Source organism: Hydrogenophaga sp. (genome assembly GCF_018780075.1).
Taxonomy (GTDB): domain Bacteria; phylum Pseudomonadota; class Gammaproteobacteria; order Burkholderiales; family Burkholderiaceae_C; genus Hydrogenophaga.
Genome location: NZ_JADMKB010000072.1, coordinates 1 through 16,501, shown reverse-complemented (window position 1 = coordinate 16,501; position 16,501 = coordinate 1). Strand labels below are relative to the sequence as shown.

The window sequence follows — 16,501 nt, the reverse complement described above, 5'->3', positions numbered from 1 at the left end:
AACCGGCCCCTTTCGGCCCCATTCCAACGGCCCCTTTCTTTCAGTGACATCGAATGACTTCCACCTCGACCCTCACCCCCACCCCGCCGCCCATCGACGACTTCCAGGGCTGGCTCGCCGGCTTCACCGAACCCACGGTCGGTGCCGAACTGGCCGCACTGGCCGCTTGCGTGCTCCTGGCCTGGGGACTGTCCGCCGTGTTGCGGCGGGCCCTGGGCATGAAGGACGAAAAGAGTTCGGTGCTGTTTGGCCACCGTCTTTTTGATGGCGTGATGTTCCCGCTGCTGCTGCTCACGCTGGCCTACATCGCGCGCAGCCTGTTGTCCCAGCAGCTGCCGCTCGCGGTTTTCAGGGTGGCGATTCCGGTGCTGGTGTCGCTGGTGGCGATCCGTGTGGGCGTGAAGGTGTTGCAGGTGGCGTTTCCCCTGGCCACCTGGATCAAACCGCTGGAGCGCACGATCTCTTGGGTGGCCTGGGGTGCCATGGTGCTGTGGGTCAGCGGCCTGCTGCCAGTGGTGCTCAACGAACTGGACCAGATCACCTGGAAGATCGGTGGCTCGGTGCTGAGCCTGCGCACCCTGATCGAAGGTGCACTCACCGCGAGTGCCGTGCTCATCCTCAGCCTCTGGGTCTCCGCCGCGATCGAGAGCCGCCTGCTGCGATCGGCCGTGGGTGGTGATCTCTCGCTGCGCAAGGCGGTGAGCAACGCCATGCGCGCACTGCTCATGTTTCTGGGCCTGATCATTGCGCTGACCACCGTGGGCATAGACCTGACCGCGCTGTCGGTGCTCGGTGGCGCGATCGGCGTGGGCATCGGCTTCGGCCTGCAGAAGCTGGCGGCCAACTACGTGAGTGGCTTCGTGATCCTGGCCGAGCGCAGCATGCGCATCGGCGACAACGTGAAGGTGGACAACTTCGAGGGGCGCATCAGCGACATCAAGGCGCGTTACACCCTGATCCGCTCCACCACAGGGCGCGAGTCCATCGTGCCCAACGAAATCCTGATCACCAACCGGGTCGAAAACCTGTCGCTGGCCGATGCGCGGGTGTGGCAGTCCACCGTGGTGTCGGTGGCCTACGACAGCGATGTGGATCTGGTGCGCCGCCTGCTCACCGACGCGGCGCTCGCCCAGCCGCGCGTGATGCGCGATCCGGCGCCGAGCGCGGCCCTGTCGGCCTTCGGCGCCGACGGACTGGAGTTCACGCTGGGTTACTGGATCGCCGATCCGGAAAACGGGCAGCTCAACCTGCGTTCCGACATCAACATGGCGATCCTCAAATCGCTGCGGGGCAACGGGATCGAGATCCCGTACCCTCAACGCATCGTGCACATGAAGCCAGGTCCGGCGCCTGAACCCCGCGCCTGATCAAGCGGTCATTTCATCAGGCTGGGCAGCCACAGGGAGATCGCGGGGAAGGCGATCAGGATGCCCAGGCGAACCACATCGGCCGTCACGAAGGGCCACACGCCCCGGAAGATGGTGGAGAGCTTCACATCGGGCAGCAGGCTGTTGATCACGAACAGGTTCATGCCCACCGGCGGCGAGATCATGCCGATCTCCACGATGGTCACGATCAGGATGCCGAACCACACCGGGTCAAACCCCAGCGCCGTGATCACCGGGAAGAACACCGGGATGGTCAGCAGCACCATCGACAGCTCTTCCATGGCCAGGCCGAGCACGATGTAGATGCCCATCATCATGATCACCACCATGATGGGATTGGGGCTGAACTGCAGGATGAAGTCGCGCAAGTCGCCGGGCATCGACGTGAAGTTCACGAAGCTGCTGAAGATCATGGCCGCGATCAGGATCGTGAACAGCATGGCCGTGGTGCGCGCGCTCTCCACCAGGATGTCGGTGAGCACGCGCGGCGTGAGCGCCCCCCGCGCCAGCGCAAACATGAAGGCACCCGCCGCGCCCACACCCGCGCCCTCGGTGGCGGTGAACACGCCACCATAAATGCCGCCGATCACCAGCGCAAACAGCACGACCACACCCCACACGCCACGGATCGCCGTCCAGCGCTGGGCCCAGCTGGTGCGCTCGGCCGGCGGACCGGCCGAAGGGTCGCGCCAGGTGATGAACACCACGGCCAGGCAAAGGCAGACGACGGCCACGATGCCAGGCAGGATGCCGGCGACGAACAGCTTGCCGATATCCGTCTCGGTGATGATCCCGTAGATCACCATGATGGTGGACGGCGGGATCATGATGCCCAGGGTGCCGCCTGCGCCGATGGCGCCGGCCGCCAGCGAGTCCTTGTAGCCGTGCGCCCGCATTTCCGGGAACGCCACGCGGGTCATGGTGGCGGCGGTGGCGATGGACGAGCCGCAGATGGCGCCAAAGCCGCCGGAGGCAATCACGCTGGCCATGGCCAGTCCGCCGCGTTTGTGGCCCACGAAGGCGTTGGCCGCCGAGAACAGCTCCCTGGCCATGCCGGCGCGGGCGACAAAGTTGCCCATGAGCACGAACAGAGGGATCACCGACAGCACGTATTGAAAGCCGGTCTCAAAAATGACCTGACTGGTGCTGGCAAACGCCGCAGGCCAACCGCGCAGCAAGCCCAGGCCCGCGATGCCCACCAGCGACATCGACACGGCCAGCGGCACCCTCAACAGCGCCAGCAGGAAGACGGCGGCAAAACCCAGCGCGGCTTCGGTCATGTCGCGGCTCCTGCCGTGTTGTCGTCCCGTTCGGGGGGTGGCATGAAAACAAACACCAGATGCACCAGGGCGGTCAGGACGAGCAGCGCCGCCATGAGCCAGGCCACGGGTGCGATGGAGAACTGGAGGTAGACGGTGGTGTCGCCGTATTCGGCAAAACGCTCCGCGCGCTGCGACATGAGCCAGGCCAGGCCGCCAAACGTGAGCGCATTGATAGCCTCGATGGCGCGGTTCTGTATGCGCTTGATCCAGCGGGGAATCAGGTGATCAAGCGAGTCGAACACCACATGCTCACCACCGAACGACACCAGGGGCAACGCGCCGAAGATCACGATCACCATGAGGATTTCGGTGAGTTCGAGGCCGCCGGGCAATGAATGGTCAAAGAACTTCCGGCCGGTCACGTCGATGAGCGTGAGCCACATGATGGTGAACAGCGCCACCGCCGCCATGAATCCGGTGGACCAGCGCAACAGCTTTTCTAGGTTCTTGAGCATGGGAATGGGGTACAGAAAAACGAAACCGGCGAGGCAGTATGAACCACTGCCTCGCCGGCGATCGGGTGGCGCGTCGGGTTTATTTCGCCTTGATGATCTCAGCCCGGAATTCGGCCAGCACACCCTTGGGGTTCTTCAGGCCCTTGGCTTCGGCGGCGGCGGCCCACTGGTCCTCCAGCTGGGACTGCTTGGCTTTCACTTCATTGATGAAAGCCTCCGGCGCTTTCACGCGCTGCACGCCCTGGGCCTTCTGCGCGCCATCGCGGGAGGCATCGTCCACCTTGTCCCAGCCGGCACCGAATCGTGAGGCCACGTACTCGCCCGAGAGCTTGTCCACCACCGCCTTGTCCTGGGCCGACAGGGCGTCGTACTTGGCCGGGTTCATCATGAAGACGAAGCTGGTGTTGTACAGACCACCTGGGAAGGTGGTGGCGTGCTTGATCATGCCGAGCTTGAACGAAGCGATGGACTCGTCCGGGAAGAGGGTGCCGTCCATCACGCCGGTGGACAACATCTCAAACGACTCCGAGGCGGGTTTCAGCGTCGTGTTCCAGCCCATGAGCTTGGTTAGGTCGTTGATGTTGCCGCCGCCGATGCGCCACTTGAGCGAGGCCGCGTCGGCCGAGGACAGCACGGGCTTCTTGGTGTTGAAGATCACGCCAGGGCCGTGTGTGAACACGCCCAGCACCTTCACGCCACGGTGTTCACCCAGAGGCGCAAAGTGCTTGGTGTACACGCGCTGGTAGGCAATGGACGTGGCGCGCGAATCGTCACCGAGGAAAGGAAACTCGGCCACTTTGGTGTTCACGAAACGGCCGGGTGTGTAGCCGTCCACCGTGAAGGAGATGTCGGCCAAACCGTCACGCACGGCATCAAACGTGCCGGGAGGCGCCGAAACCGCCTTGGGCAGGATGTTGCACTTCATGCGGCCCGCGCTTTCCTTTTCGAGCGCATCGCACCACTCCTTCTGCGCCACGCTCAGGGTGTGGGTTGGAGGCACCCAGCTGGACGCGGAGAACACGGTCTGGGCAGAGGCGGGTGCGCCCATGAACAGAGTGGCTGAAAGGGCTGCCGAAGCGGCGAGGCGGAATTTCATGCAGGGTCTCCGGGGGATGAATATGGTTACAAAATATAAATACAGGACCTGATTTCACTATAGGCGAATACCCGTGGTTCCAGCCTACAGACTTACCCGAGTTCGCCGACCGAACGGTTGGGAAATAGGGAAATCCCTTGCTTTGTCGTCCCGACGGCAGACGGCAACACGGGGAAGCCGGATGATCCAGATCCTTGCTCTATAATCTCAAAAAAGCACGACCGTTCGATTTTTTAGACCCGTTGGTTGAACCCGAAAAATCGTCGTCCGTCCGAGCACCGACATACAATCCGAATTGACGTGCACGTCAACTCGGGCACCCGGTTTTTTGTTTGTCCCCCCATCATCTGGAGCAACTGAATATGAAGGTCATCGTCCCCGTCAAACGCGTGGTGGACTACAACGTCAAGGTGCGCGTGAAGGCCGACCAGTCCGGCATGGACCTGGCCAACGTCAAGATGAGCATGAACCCGTTTGACGAGATCGCGGTCGAAGAAGCCGTGCGCCTGAAAGAGAAGGGTGTCGTCACCGAAGTCATCGCCGTCTCCTGCGGCGTCACGCAGTGCCAGGAAACCCTGCGAACAGCCATGGCCATCGGCGCGGACCGCGCCATCCTGGTGGAAACCAACGAAGAACTGCAGCCCCTGGCCGTGGCCAAGCTGCTCAAGGCCCTGATGGACAAGGAACAGCCGGGCCTCGTGATCCTGGGCAAGCAGGCGATCGACGACGACTGCAACCAGACCGGCCAGATGCTCGCCGCGCTGGCGGGACTGCCCCAAGGCACCTTTGCCAACAAGGTCGAGGTGGTGGACGGCAAAGTGAACGTGACCCGCGAAGTCGACGGCGGCCTGGAAACCCTGAGCCTCACGCTGCCGGCCATCGTCACCACCGACCTGCGCCTGAACGAGCCGCGTTATGTGACGCTGCCCAACATCATGAAGGCCAAGAAGAAGCAGATGGACATCGTCAAGCCCGAAGACCTCGGTGTGGACGTGAGCCCGCGCATCAAGACGCTCAAGGTCAGCGAGCCGCCGAAACGCGGTGCGGGCATCAAGGTGCCGGATGTGGCGACCTTGGTCGAAAAACTCAAGCTCGAAGCCAAAGTCATCTGAGGAACAACAACATGACCGCACTCGTCATTGCCGAACACGACAACGCCATCATCAAGGGCGCCACGCTCAACACCGTCACCGCCGCCGCCCAGTGCGGGGGTGAGGTGCACGTGCTCATCGCCGGCCACAACGCAGGCCCGGCCGCTGCCGCCGCCGCCCAGATCGCCGGCGTCGCCAAAGTCATCCACGCCGACGCCGAGTACCTGGCGCACGGCCTGGCCGAGAACATGGCCGCGCAGGTGCTGGCCATCGCTTCCAGCTACAGCCACATCCTGTTCCCGGCCACGGCCAGCGGCAAGAACATCGCTCCGCGCGTGGCCGCGCAGCTCGACGTGGGCCAGATCAGCGACATCACCAAGGTGATCGCCGCGGACACCTTCGAACGCCCGATCTACGCCGGCAACGCCATTGCCACCGTGCAGAGCGGCGATGCCACCAAGGTGATCACCGTGCGCACCACCGGTTTCGACCCGGCCGCCGCCACCGGTGGCAGCGCTGCCGTTGAAACCCAGGCAGCGCAAGCCGACAGCGGCAAGAGCACCTTCCTGGGCAGCGAGATCGCCAAGAGCGACCGCCCCGAACTCACCGCCGCCAAGATCATCGTCAGCGGTGGCCGCGCGCTGGGCAGCGCCGAGAAGTTCAACGAGATCATGACCCCGCTGGCCGACAAGCTGGGCGCCGCGCTGGGCGCCAGCCGCGCCGCGGTGGACGCGGGCTACGCGCCCAACGACTGGCAGGTGGGCCAGACCGGCAAGATCGTGGCGCCGCAGCTGTACGTCGCCTGCGGCATCTCGGGGGCGATCCAGCACTTGGCCGGCATGAAGGACTCCAAGGTGATCGTGGCGATCAACAAGGACCCGGAGGCCCCGATCTTCTCGGTGGCCGACTATGGGCTGGAGGCCGATCTGTTCACCGCTGTGCCCGAGCTGACCAAGGCGCTGTAAGCACCGCACCACCGGCAAGGGCATCGTTCGCGATGCCCTTGTTGCATCTGTACTTCCCGAAGAACCTCTGGAGACATTCGAATGAGTTACGTCGCACCCCTCAAGGACATGTTGTTCAACATGCAGCACCTGGCCGGCCTCGATCAGGTGGCCCAGTTGCCCGGCTTTGAAGACGCTGGCCTGGACACCGCGCAGGCCGTGCTGGAGGAGTGCGCCAAGCTCAACGAAGGCTTGATCGCGCCGTTGAACTGGGAAGGCGACAAGTACCCGTCTTCCTTCCACGATGGCAAGGTCACCACGACGCCCGGTTTCAAGGAGGCGTTCAAGCAGTACGCCGAAGGTGGCTGGCAGGGCCTGCAGCACCCGGTGGACTTCGGTGGCCAAGGCCTGCCCAAGACCATCGGCGCGGCCTGCGGCGAAATCCTCAACAGCGCCAACATGAGTTTCGCGCTGTGCCCGCTGCTGACGGACGGCGCCATCGAAGCACTGATCACGGCTGGCAGCGACGAGCTCAAAGCCGTCTACCTGGAAAAACTGGTGAGCGGCGCCTGGACCGGCACCATGAACCTGACCGAGCCGCAGGCCGGCAGCGATCTTGCCGCGGTGCGCAGCCGCGCCGAGCCACAGCCCGACGGCAGCTACAAGGTGTTCGGCACCAAGATTTTCATCACCTACGGTGAACACGACATGGCCGAGAACATCGTGCACCTCGTGCTGGCCCGCGTGACCGGCGCGCCCGAAGGCGTGAAGGGCATCAGCCTGTTTGTCGTGCCCAAGTTCATGGTGAACCAGGACGGCTCGCTCGGTGCACGCAACGACGTGCATTGCGTGAGCATCGAACACAAGATGGGCATCAAGGCCTCGCCCACCGCCGTGCTGCAGTACGGCGACCACGGGGGTGCCGTGGGTTACCTGGTGGGCGAAGAGAACCGCGGTCTCGAATACATGTTCATCATGATGAACGCCGCGCGCTACGCCGTGGGCGTGCAGGGCATCGCGATCGCCGAGCGCGCCTACCAGAAGGCCGTGGGCTACGCGAAGGACCGCGTGCAGAGCCGCCCGGTCGACGGCTCGCTGAGCGCTGCAGCGCCCATCATCCACCACCCTGATGTGAAGCGCATGCTCATGACCATGCGCGCCAGCACCGAGGGTTGCCGTGCCATGGCCGCCGTGGCTGCGGTCGCTTACGACGCGGCCCACCACCACCCGGATGCCGATGCCCGCAAGGACAACGCGGCGTTCTACGAATTCCTGGTGCCGCTGGTCAAGGGCTACAGCACCGAGATGAGCCTGGAGGTCACCTCGCTGGGTGTGCAGGTGCACGGCGGCATGGGCTTCATCGAAGAAACCGGCGCCGCGCAGTATTACCGCGACGCCAAGATCCTGACCATCTACGAAGGCACCACCGCGATCCAGGCCAACGACCTCGTGGGCCGCAAGACGTCGCGCGACGGCGGCGTCAACGCCAAGGCCATCGCGGCACAGATGGAGAAGACCGAAGCCGAGCTGGTGCAACGCGGCAGCGCCAACGCGCTCGCCGTGGCCAAGCGCCTCACGGCCGCTCGCCAGGCGTTTGTGGACGTGGTGGAATTCATCGCCGCCAACACCCGCAGCAACCCCAACGCCGCCTTCGCCGGCAGCGTGCCCTACCTCATGCTCGCGGGCAATGTGGTGGCGGGCTGGCAGCTGGCGCGCGCGCTGCTGGTGGCCGAAGACCTGCTGGCCGCCGGCACCGACGCCGCCTTCATGCAGGCCAAGATCACCACCGCACGCTTCTACGCCGACCACATCCTGAGCCGCGCCCCGGGCGTGCGCGACAGCATCTGCGAAGGCGCAGAGGGTGTGACATCCATGGCGGTGGAGTCCTTCTGAAATGCATGACCCTGTTGCTGCGGTGACAGGGCTTGTGCATGGGCTGAACCAGAATCCAGCGTACTTTTGAGATTCCCAACGGAGACCACATGACCCGCCAACGCTACCTGCCCCCGGTGCTGAAGAACATCCAGTTCCCGGTGATCGGCTCGCCGCTGTTCATCATCAGCAACCCCAAGCTCGTCATTGCCCAGTGCAAGGCCGGCGTGGTGGGTGCGATGCCCGCGCTCAACGCGCGCCCGGCTTCGCAGCTCGACGAATGGTTGGCCGAGATCACCGAGGCGCTGGCTGCGCACGACCAGGCGAACCCGGACAACAAGGCCGCGCCATTCGCCATCAACCAGATCGTGCACAAGAGCAACGACCGTCTGGAGCACGACATGCAGTTGTGCGCCAAGTACAAGGTGCCGATCATCATCACCAGCCTGGGCGCGCGCGAGGACGTGAACAAGGGGGTGCAGAGTTGGGGTGGCGTGGTGCTGCATGACGTGATCAACAACGTGTTCGCGCACAAGGCGATCGAAAAGGGCGCCGATGGCCTGATCCCGGTGGCGGCCGGTGCCGGCGGCCACGCCAGCGTGAAGAGCCCGTTTGCCATGGTGCAGGAAATCCGCGAGTGGTTCGACGGCCCGGTGGCGCTCTCCGGCGCCATCGCCTCGGGTGGCGCCATCCTGGCCGCGCAGGCCATGGGCGCCGATTTCGCCTACATCGGCTCGGCCTTCATTGCCACCGAAGAAGCGCGCGCCGTGGACGGTTACAAGCAGATGATCACCGAGAGCAACTCGGACGACATCGTCTACAGCAACTTCTACACCGGCATCCACGGCAACTACCTCAAGGGCAGCATCCAGAACGCCGGCATGGACCCGGACAACCTGCCGCAGAGCGACCCGAGCAAGATGAACTTCTCCACCGGCGAAGGCGCCAACGCCGCCAAGGCCTGGAAAGACATCTGGGGCTGCGGCCAGGGCATCGGCGCGATCCGCGAGGTGATGCCGGCGGCCGATCTGGTGGCCCGCTTCAAGCGCGAATACGCCGAGGCCAAGGCGCGCATCTGCGGCGGCTGAGTTTTCGACGCGAAAAAAGCCGGCCTCGATGGCCGGCTTTTTTTTATGGATCACTCAAAGAGCCCATCGGTGCCGTTCTTTCATGGCGCCGGAGCGCGTACCGCGACGCATGAAGCAGCCCAGCCCAAGGCATCGCCGGGACGGCTTTGCCGGACGGCCAGTGCCGCCCCATTCAGGGGGTAGCGCGAAGCGCCGCAGGGGTGTTTCCCTTCATGGTTTGAAGAAATCCCGGATGGCGTCGATCAGCGTCGGCGGGCCGGCATATTCGGTGGCGCCGCTGTCGCCGATGGCGGTCACGGCGCCGCCGTTGGCCCACTCGCTGTAGAGCCAGTCGTCGTTCACCCGCACCAGGCCCGGCGGTGGTTCGCCCTGCGGGCTGACCGGCACGCCCTTGAGCGCGGTGGTCATGTAGTCGGCCCAGATCGGGAGTGCCAGGCGGCCGCCCGATTCGTGGTCACCCAGGCTGCGCGGCTTGTCGTGGCCGAGCCAGACCACGGCCGCCACGCTGGGGTGGTAACCCGTGAACCAGGCGTCGAACACGTCGTTGGTGGTGCCGGTCTTGCCGTAGATGTCGCTGCGTTTGAGCCGGGTCTGCGCGCGCGCGGCCGTGCCCACGCGCGTCACGTCGTTGAGCAGGCTGCCCATCACGTAGGCGTTGCGCGCGGGGACGGCACGGTTGTCTTCGGTCAGCGGGGCGGGCGGCGGTGCTTCAAAAAGCACCTTGCCCTGGGCGTCCGTGATGCGTTCCACCAGCAGCGGTTCCACGCGCCAGCCGCCGTTGGCCAGCGTGGCGTAGGCGCGGGCCATCTGCATGGGCGTGACCTGCCCCGTGCCCAGCGCCATCGTGAGGTTGTCGGGCTGCTTGGCGGCGTCGAGCCCGAAGCGGGCGACCCAGTCGCGGGTGCGCTGGGTACCGGTGTGCTGCAACACGCGCACACTCACCAGGTTGCTCGACTGCGCCAGCGCCTGCCGCACGGTGATGGGGCCACCGCTTTGACCGTTGGCGTTGCCCGGGCTCCAGCCGTTGGGCGCGGTGAAGGGCGAGTCGTCCACCAGCGTGGCGGGCATCACGCGCTCTTCCAGCGCCGCCGAGTAGAGCAGCGGCTTGAAGGCCGAGCCGGGCTGGCGCCAGCTCTGGGTGACGTGGTTGAAGGGCTGTCGGGTGAAGTCAAAACCACCCACCAGCGCGCGCACGCGACCGCTGCGCGCATCGAGGGCCACCAGCGCGGCCTCGGCGTCGGGCCACTGCGAGATGGCCCAGGTCTTGTCGGTCTTCACGAGGCGCAGCACAGCGCCACGCTGCACCTTGAGCGCCGCCTTGGCCTTCGGGCCCAGGCCCGCCTGCGCCCAGCGCAGGCCTTCGCCGGTGACGCGAACGCGCTCGCCGGTGGCCAGTTGGGCATCGACCGCCTTGGCGCTGGCCGAGAGCACCACCGCCGAACGCAGGGTGTCGTCGTCGCGGTGGTCTTTCAGGATCTCGGCCGCCGCACGCTCGATCTCGGGCCCGTCGCCGTTGGGCAGGTCTTCCTGCGCCTCAGGGCCGCGCCAGGGGTTGCGCCGGTCCTGCGCGAGCACGCCGCGTTGCACCGCGGCGTGGGCGGCGCGCTGTTCGGCCGCGCGCAGCGAGGTGTAGACCTTGATGCCGCTGGAGTAGGCCTCGGTGCCAAAGCGGTCCACCACGGCCTGGCGCGCCATCTCGGCCACGTGCGCCGCGTCCACACTGGTCTGGCCCGGCGTGCGCAGGGTGATCTTTTCGTTGCGCGCGGCGGCCAGCTGGGCGTCGTTGATCACGCCGACCACGTGCATGCGTTGCAACACCACGCGCTGGCGCTGCGTGGCCCGCTCGAGGTTGGCCACCGGGTTGGCGTAGTAGGGGTTCTGCGGCAGGCCGGCGAGCATGGCGGTTTCAGCGACGCTCAGCTGGTTCATCGGCTTGCCGAAGTAGATCTGCGACGCGGCGGCAAAGCCGTAGGCGCGCTGTCCCAGAAAGATTTCGTTGAGGTAGATCTCCAGGATGCGGTCTTTGCTGAGCGCGTCTTCGACCTTGAAGGCCAGCAGGATCTCCTTGGTTTTGCGTTCCACCGAGAGCTCGCGGGTGAGCAGCATGGTGCGCACCAGCTGCTGCGTGATGGTGCTCGCCCCCTGCTTGCGACCACCGGTCAGCATGGCCAGCGCGGCGCGCGCCATGCCCTTGGGGTCCACCCCCGAGTGTTCGCGGAAGCGCGCGTCTTCCACGGCGAGCACCGCGTCCTGCAACAGCTTGGGGGTGCGCGCCAGCGGCACATAGTCGCGCCGTTCGGCGCCGAACTGCGCGATCTCCACGTTGTCGGCCGTGAACACCTGCAGCGGCAGCTTGGGCTGGTAGTGGACGATCTTGTCGATGGGCGGCAGGTCGAACGTGGACGCGTGAACCGCGGGTGCAGTCAGCAGCAGCGGGGCGGGGGCAACGAACACCAGGCTGACGAGCAGGCGGCGCGATAGGGGCAAAGACATGGACCCGGATTATCCGGTTGGCCGGTGTGCCGGAGATGAACCGGGCGTAACCGAATGTGCCATCATGATCGCCGTCACACTGGTACTGCGTCCGATGGCACACAATTGCTGCGGTGCAGCACATGGAGCCCTCCATGCCAGAAGAAACCATGAAGGAGAGCGGTCCGCCGGTCTCCAGCCCTTCCAACCCCGAGCCGGGGCGTGGATGGCGTCTGGGCCGTCGCCGGATGGCGGTCGGTCTGGCGGTGCTTGCCCTGCTCTTGGCCGGGGGTGCCTGGCTGCTGGGGCACGAGGCCCAGACCTCCCGTCTGCAGGCCCGGATGCTGACCCGCTATGCCGCCGATCTGGCCTACCAGACCGAGCCAGGGGCCAGTGACCGCGTGCGCTTTCCGGCGCACGGCCCGTTCGACCAGCGCCTGGGCTACACCGGCATCCCGGGCTTCGTGGACCGCCTGGAGACGCGCGGTTTTGCCATCACCGAGCAGGTGCGCCAGAGCCCGGCCCTGCAGGCCCACCTGGAGCGCGGGCTGTACGCCCCCTACGCCGAAAAAGGCCAGGCCGGGCTGGCCGTGTTTGACTGCCGCCGGGAGCCGGTTTACGCCTTCCACTACCCGTACCGGGCCTTCGAGCGCTTCGATCAGGTGCCGCCGCTGGTCACGCAGGCCCTGCTGTTCATCGAAAACCGCGAGCTGCTGGACGCCGACCGGCCGCAGATGAACCCCGCGGTGGACTGGGTGCGCTTCACCCGTGCCGTGATCGGGCAACTCGGCAGCCGCATCGACCCCGAGCTCGACACGCCCGGCGGCAGCACCCTGGCCACGCAGATCGAAAAATACCGCCACTCGCCCGACGGCATCACGCACAGCGCCCGCGAGAAGCTGCGCCAGATGGCGTCGGCCTCCGTGCGCGCCTACCGGCAAGGGGCCGACACGCTGCCGGTGCGTCGCCAGATCCTGCTGGACTACCTGAACACCGTGCCGCTGTCGGCCGCGCCCCGGCATGGCGAGGTGCACGGGCTGGGGGATGGTCTGTGGGTCTGGTTCGGGACCGACTTTCAGCGCGCCCGCTCGCTGCTGATGCCCGGTGAAGACCTGGCCGGCGACCCCGCCGAGCGGGCCCAGGTGCTGCGCCAGGTCGTGGCCCTGATGGTGGCTCACCGGCGGCCGTCGTGGTACCTCGCGCAGGGCCGCGAAGACCTCGACCAGACCACCGACGCCTACCTGCGCCTGCTCGCCGCCGAGGGCATCGTCGATCCCGGCTGGCGCGACGCGGCGCTGCAGCAGCGGCTGGTGTTCCGCGACATGGTCCGCCAGCCACCGCGGGTGCCCGCCAGCCCGGGCAAAGGCAGCGCCGCCGCGCGCGGCCGCCTGGCGGGGTGGCTCGGCACCTCGCTCTACACCCTCGATCGGCTCGACGCCCGCCTCGACACCACCCTGCATGGCGGCCTGCAGGACGCCGTCGGCGGCTACCTCGGCCGCCTCGGCGACCCGGCGTTCGCCCGCTCGCAGGGGCTCATGGGCGAGCGCCTGCTGCAACCCGCCTCGCTGGGCGCGGTGCGCTACAGCTTCACCCTGCTGGAGCGGACCGCTGAGGGCAACCTGGTGCGCGTGCAGACCGACACCACCAACCAGCCGCTGGACATCAACGAAGGCAGCAAGCTCGAACTCGGCTCCACCGCCAAGCTGCGCGTGCTGGCCACCTACCTGGAGCTGGTCGCCGGGCTGCACGCGCGCCTGGCCTCGCTGGAACCCAAGGCCCTGCGCAGCACCGCCGTCGACCGGCAGGACACGCTCACCCGTTGGGCCGTGCAGCACCTGACCACCAGCCCCGACCGCAGCCTGGATGCCATGCTCGAAGCGTCCCTGGAGCGCCGCTTCTCGGCCGATCCGGGCGAGCAATTTTTCACCGGCGGTGGCCTGCACACCTTCAACAACTTCAACGCCGACGACAACCGGCGGTCGCCGACGGTGCGCGAGGCCATGCAGGCCTCGATCAACCTGCCCTTCGTGCGCGTGTTGCGCGAGGTCGTGCGCCACACCATGTACCAGGTGCCCGGCAGCACCGCACGCCTGCTCGATAACGACGACGACCCCCGCCGTGGCGCCTACCTCGCCCGGTTCGCCGATCGCGAGGGTCAGACCTTCCTGCGCCGCTTCTGGCGCAAGACCGACCAGCGCAAGCCCGCAGAGCTGCGCGCCCTGCTGCTCGACGGGCTGCGCCCCACGCCCGAGCGGCTGGCCGCCGTGTTCCGCTACCTCGAACCCGACGCCAGCGCCGACGCGCTGGGGGCTTTCCTGCGCGAGCGCCTGGGCGAGAAGGCACCCGACGCGACGCGCGTGGCGCGGCTGCACAGCCGTTTCGCGCCCGGCACGCTTGACCTGCCCGACCGGGGCTATGTGGCCGGGGTGCACCCGCTCGAACTCTGGCTGGTGGCCTACCGCCTGCAGCACCCCGAGGCCAGCCTGAGCCAGGCGCTGAAGGACAGCGCCGAAGAGCGGCAGGCCGTCTACGGCTGGCTGTTCCGCACCCGCGTCAAGAGCGCGCAGGACAACCGCATCGCCACCCTGCTCGAAGTCGAGGCCTTTCTCGACATCCACAGCCGCTGGGCCCGGCTGGGCTATCCCTTCGGCCACCTTGTGCCCTCGCTGGCAACGGCCCTGGGCAGCTCGGGCGACCGCCCCGCGGCGCTGGCCGAGCTCATGGGCATCATCGTCAACGACGGGGTGCGCCTGCCCAGCCGCCTCATCAACGGCGTGCACCTGGCCGACGGCACGCCCTGGGCCACCGCGCTGGGCCCCACGCCGGTCCAGGGGGAGCGCGTCATGGAACCGGCGGTCGCGCGGGCGTTGCGCAAGGCCCTGTCCGAGGTGGTGGAGCGGGGCACCGCACGCCGCCTGTCCGGCAGCTTTCGCACCGAGGGCGGTGACGACCTGTCACCGGGCGGCAAGACCGGCACCGGCGACAACCGCGTGGTGGTGCGCGGGCGCGCCACGCTCGCGCTCAACCGCACCGCCACCTTCGTGTTCCACCTGGGGCCGCGCTACTTCGGCAGCCTCACCGCCTATGTCGTCGGGCCGGACGCCGCGCGCTACCACTTCACCTCCGGCCTGCCGGTGCAGATACTGACCTCGATGGCGCCGATCCTGATGCCGTTTCTGGACACGTCCACCGGCAACGCCTGCCCGCCCGCGCCGCCCTGACCGGAACCGCAGCGCTCGGACATGGGTATATTGGTTCCACCATGCACGACATCATCTGCCCCCACTGCGGCAAAGCATTCAAGATCGACGAAGCCGGCTACGCCGACATCCTCAAACAGGTGCGCGACAGCGACTTCGAGCAGCAACTGCACGAGCGGTTGGAACTGGCCGAGCGGGACAAGCGCAACGCCGTCGAGCTCGCCACCACCAAGGTCACCAGCGCGTTGCAGACGGCCGCCGCGGCCAAGGACACACAAATCCAGGCGCTGAAGGCCCAGCTCGATGCCGGCGAGGTCGCGCGCAAACTCGCCGTGGCCGAAGCCCTGAGCGCCGTGGAAAAACAGCGCGACGCGCTCGCCAACGAGCTGGAGCAAAGCCGGCGCGACCAGCAGGCCACCGCCGATCTGGCCGCCGCCAGGCTCGTGAACGAACTGCAAAAAACCGCCGCCAGCAAAGACGCCGAGATCCAGGCGCTGAAGGCCCAGGTCGACGCCACCGCCGTCGCGCAGCGGCTCGCGATCACCGAAGCCCTCAGCGCGGTCGAGAAAGAGCGCGACGAACTCAAAAGCGGGCTGGAGCGCGCGGCGCTGGAAAAGCAGCTGGCCCAGCAGGCGCTCAAGGACAAGTACGAGACCCAGATCAAGGACCGCGACGACGCCATCGAGCGGCTGCGCGACATGAAGGCACGCCTGTCGACCAAGATGATCGGCGAGACCCTCGAACAGCACTGCGAGACCGAGTTCAACCGCATCCGGGCGACCGCGTTCCCGCGCGCCTACTTCGAAAAAGACAACGACGCGCGCAGCGGCAGCAAGGGCGACTACATCTTTCGCGACAGCGACGAAGCCGGAACCGAGATCGTCTCGATCATGTTCGAGATGAAGAACGAGGGCGACCGCACCGCGACCAAGAACCGGAACGAAGACTTTCTGAAAGAACTCGACAAGGACCGCAACGAGAAAGGCTGCGAATACGCCGTGCTGGTCTCCCTGCTCGAACCCGACAGCGAGCTCTACAACACCGGCATCGTCGACGTGTTCCACCGCTACCCGAAGATGTACGTGGTGCGCCCGCAGTTCTTCCTGCCCATCATCACGCTGCTGCGCAACGCGGCCATGAACTCGCTCAAATACAAGTCGGAGCTGGCGCTGTTCAAGGCGCAGAACATCGACATCACGAACTTCGAGGGCGAGCTCGAAGGCTTCAAGAGCGCGTTCGCGAAGAACTACGACCTGGCCTCCCGGCGCTTCCAGACCGCGATCGAAGAGATCGACAAGTCGATCGACCACCTGCAAAAGACCAAGGAAGCCCTGCTCGGCGCCGACCGCAACCTGCGCCTGGCCAACGACAAGGCGCAGGACGTGACGATCAAAAAATTGACCCGCGGCAACCCGACGATGGCGGCCAAGTTCGCCGAGTTGAAGGATCAGGGGCCTTCGGGGGGCGGGTAGGGCGAGGGAGCGGGCCGAATGATCTGGGTTGTTCCAGAGACTGTTTAGTTAAGGGTTGTAGGACGCCCTCCCGCGCAGGCGTGCCGATGACACACGCTGAC

11 protein-coding genes are annotated in these 16,501 nt (G+C 66.4%); 7 read left to right on the top strand and 4 right to left on the bottom strand.

What is annotated here, in order from left to right:
* Positions 1-53: 53 nt before the first annotated feature.
* Entirely contained in the window at positions 54-1,367 is a 1,314-nt protein-coding gene (locus IV088_RS13845; protein WP_291102988.1) for a mechanosensitive ion channel domain-containing protein, read from the top strand.
* Positions 1,368-1,375: 8 nt separating this feature from the next.
* Here IV088_RS13845 and IV088_RS13840 read toward each other — a convergent pair whose 3' ends face one another.
* The 3 genes from IV088_RS13840 to IV088_RS13830 all read right to left on the bottom strand — a co-directional run bounded on the left by IV088_RS13840 (position 1,376) and on the right by IV088_RS13830 (position 4,261).
* Positions 1,376-2,668 carry a TRAP transporter large permease gene (locus tag IV088_RS13840; RefSeq protein ID WP_291102986.1) on the bottom strand — a complete coding sequence of 431 codons (1,293 nt, stop codon included), beginning with the start codon at positions 2,666-2,668 and terminating at the stop codon, positions 1,376-1,378.
* Entirely contained in the window at positions 2,665-3,165 is a 501-nt protein-coding gene (locus IV088_RS13835) for a TRAP transporter small permease (RefSeq protein ID WP_291102983.1), read from the bottom strand. The genes IV088_RS13840 and IV088_RS13835 overlap by 4 nt, the downstream gene beginning before the upstream one ends.
* Before the next feature lie 79 nt (positions 3,166-3,244).
* Positions 3,245-4,261: a TRAP transporter substrate-binding protein gene (locus IV088_RS13830; protein ID WP_291102981.1), complete on the bottom strand. Its 1,017-nt coding sequence runs from the start codon at positions 4,259-4,261 to the stop codon at positions 3,245-3,247.
* 362 nt (positions 4,262-4,623) lie between these two features.
* On the opposite strand from IV088_RS13830, the gene IV088_RS13825 reads away from it, so the two are divergent.
* The 4 genes from IV088_RS13825 (at position 4,624) to IV088_RS13810 (ending at position 9,256) form a co-directional block, all read left to right on the top strand.
* Positions 4,624-5,373: an electron transfer flavoprotein subunit beta/FixA family protein gene (locus IV088_RS13825; protein ID WP_291102979.1), complete on the top strand. Its 750-nt coding sequence runs from the start codon at positions 4,624-4,626 to the stop codon at positions 5,371-5,373.
* An 11-nt stretch (positions 5,374-5,384) separates the two neighbouring features.
* On the top strand, positions 5,385-6,317 hold the full coding sequence (locus tag IV088_RS13820; RefSeq protein WP_291102958.1) for an electron transfer flavoprotein subunit alpha/FixB family protein: 933 nt from the start codon (positions 5,385-5,387) through the stop codon (positions 6,315-6,317).
* An 81-nt stretch (positions 6,318-6,398) separates the two neighbouring features.
* Complete coding sequence (locus IV088_RS13815; protein WP_291102956.1) at positions 6,399-8,189, top strand: acyl-CoA dehydrogenase; 1,791 nt, start codon at positions 6,399-6,401, stop codon at positions 8,187-8,189.
* Between the two features lie 89 nt (positions 8,190-8,278).
* Complete coding sequence (locus IV088_RS13810) at positions 8,279-9,256, top strand: nitronate monooxygenase family protein (RefSeq protein ID WP_291102953.1); 978 nt, start codon at positions 8,279-8,281, stop codon at positions 9,254-9,256.
* 210 nt (positions 9,257-9,466) lie between these two features.
* Here the strand turns inward: IV088_RS13810 and IV088_RS13805 are convergent, their stop codons facing one another.
* Positions 9,467-11,749 carry a penicillin-binding protein 1A gene (locus tag IV088_RS13805; protein ID WP_291102951.1) on the bottom strand — a complete coding sequence of 761 codons (2,283 nt, stop codon included), beginning with the start codon at positions 11,747-11,749 and terminating at the stop codon, positions 9,467-9,469.
* A gap of 134 nt (positions 11,750-11,883) precedes the next feature.
* Here IV088_RS13805 and IV088_RS13800 point away from each other — a divergent pair, with 134 nt between their 5' ends.
* Both IV088_RS13800 and IV088_RS13795 read left to right on the top strand, forming a co-directional pair.
* The gene (locus tag IV088_RS13800) at positions 11,884-14,949 is read left to right on the top strand and encodes a transglycosylase domain-containing protein (protein ID WP_291102950.1); all 3,066 of its coding nucleotides are present in this window, start codon (positions 11,884-11,886) and stop codon (positions 14,947-14,949) included.
* A gap of 41 nt (positions 14,950-14,990) precedes the next feature.
* Positions 14,991-16,400 (top strand): DUF2130 domain-containing protein, encoded by a 1,410-nt coding sequence (locus IV088_RS13795; RefSeq protein ID WP_291102948.1) that lies wholly within the window; start codon positions 14,991-14,993, stop codon positions 16,398-16,400.
* The last annotated feature ends 101 nt before the right edge of the window (positions 16,401-16,501 follow it).

Coding starts and splice junctions, on each gene's coding strand:
- IV088_RS13830 (WP_291102981.1), bottom strand. CDS start 4,261: ATGAAATTCCGCCTCGCCGCTTCGGCAGCCCTTTCAGCCACTCTGTTC.
- IV088_RS13795 (WP_291102948.1), top strand. CDS start 14,991: ATGCACGACATCATCTGCCCCCACTGCGGCAAAGCATTCAAGATCGAC.
- IV088_RS13840 (WP_291102986.1), bottom strand. CDS start 2,668: ATGACCGAAGCCGCGCTGGGTTTTGCCGCCGTCTTCCTGCTGGCGCTG.
- IV088_RS13815 (WP_291102956.1), top strand. CDS start 6,399: ATGAGTTACGTCGCACCCCTCAAGGACATGTTGTTCAACATGCAGCAC.
- IV088_RS13820 (WP_291102958.1), top strand. CDS start 5,385: ATGACCGCACTCGTCATTGCCGAACACGACAACGCCATCATCAAGGGC.
- IV088_RS13805 (WP_291102951.1), bottom strand. CDS start 11,749: ATGTCTTTGCCCCTATCGCGCCGCCTGCTCGTCAGCCTGGTGTTCGTT.
- IV088_RS13835 (WP_291102983.1), bottom strand. CDS start 3,165: ATGCTCAAGAACCTAGAAAAGCTGTTGCGCTGGTCCACCGGATTCATG.
- IV088_RS13845 (WP_291102988.1), top strand. CDS start 54: ATGACTTCCACCTCGACCCTCACCCCCACCCCGCCGCCCATCGACGAC.
- IV088_RS13825 (WP_291102979.1), top strand. CDS start 4,624: ATGAAGGTCATCGTCCCCGTCAAACGCGTGGTGGACTACAACGTCAAG.
- IV088_RS13810 (WP_291102953.1), top strand. CDS start 8,279: ATGACCCGCCAACGCTACCTGCCCCCGGTGCTGAAGAACATCCAGTTC.
- IV088_RS13800 (WP_291102950.1), top strand. CDS start 11,884: ATGCCAGAAGAAACCATGAAGGAGAGCGGTCCGCCGGTCTCCAGCCCT.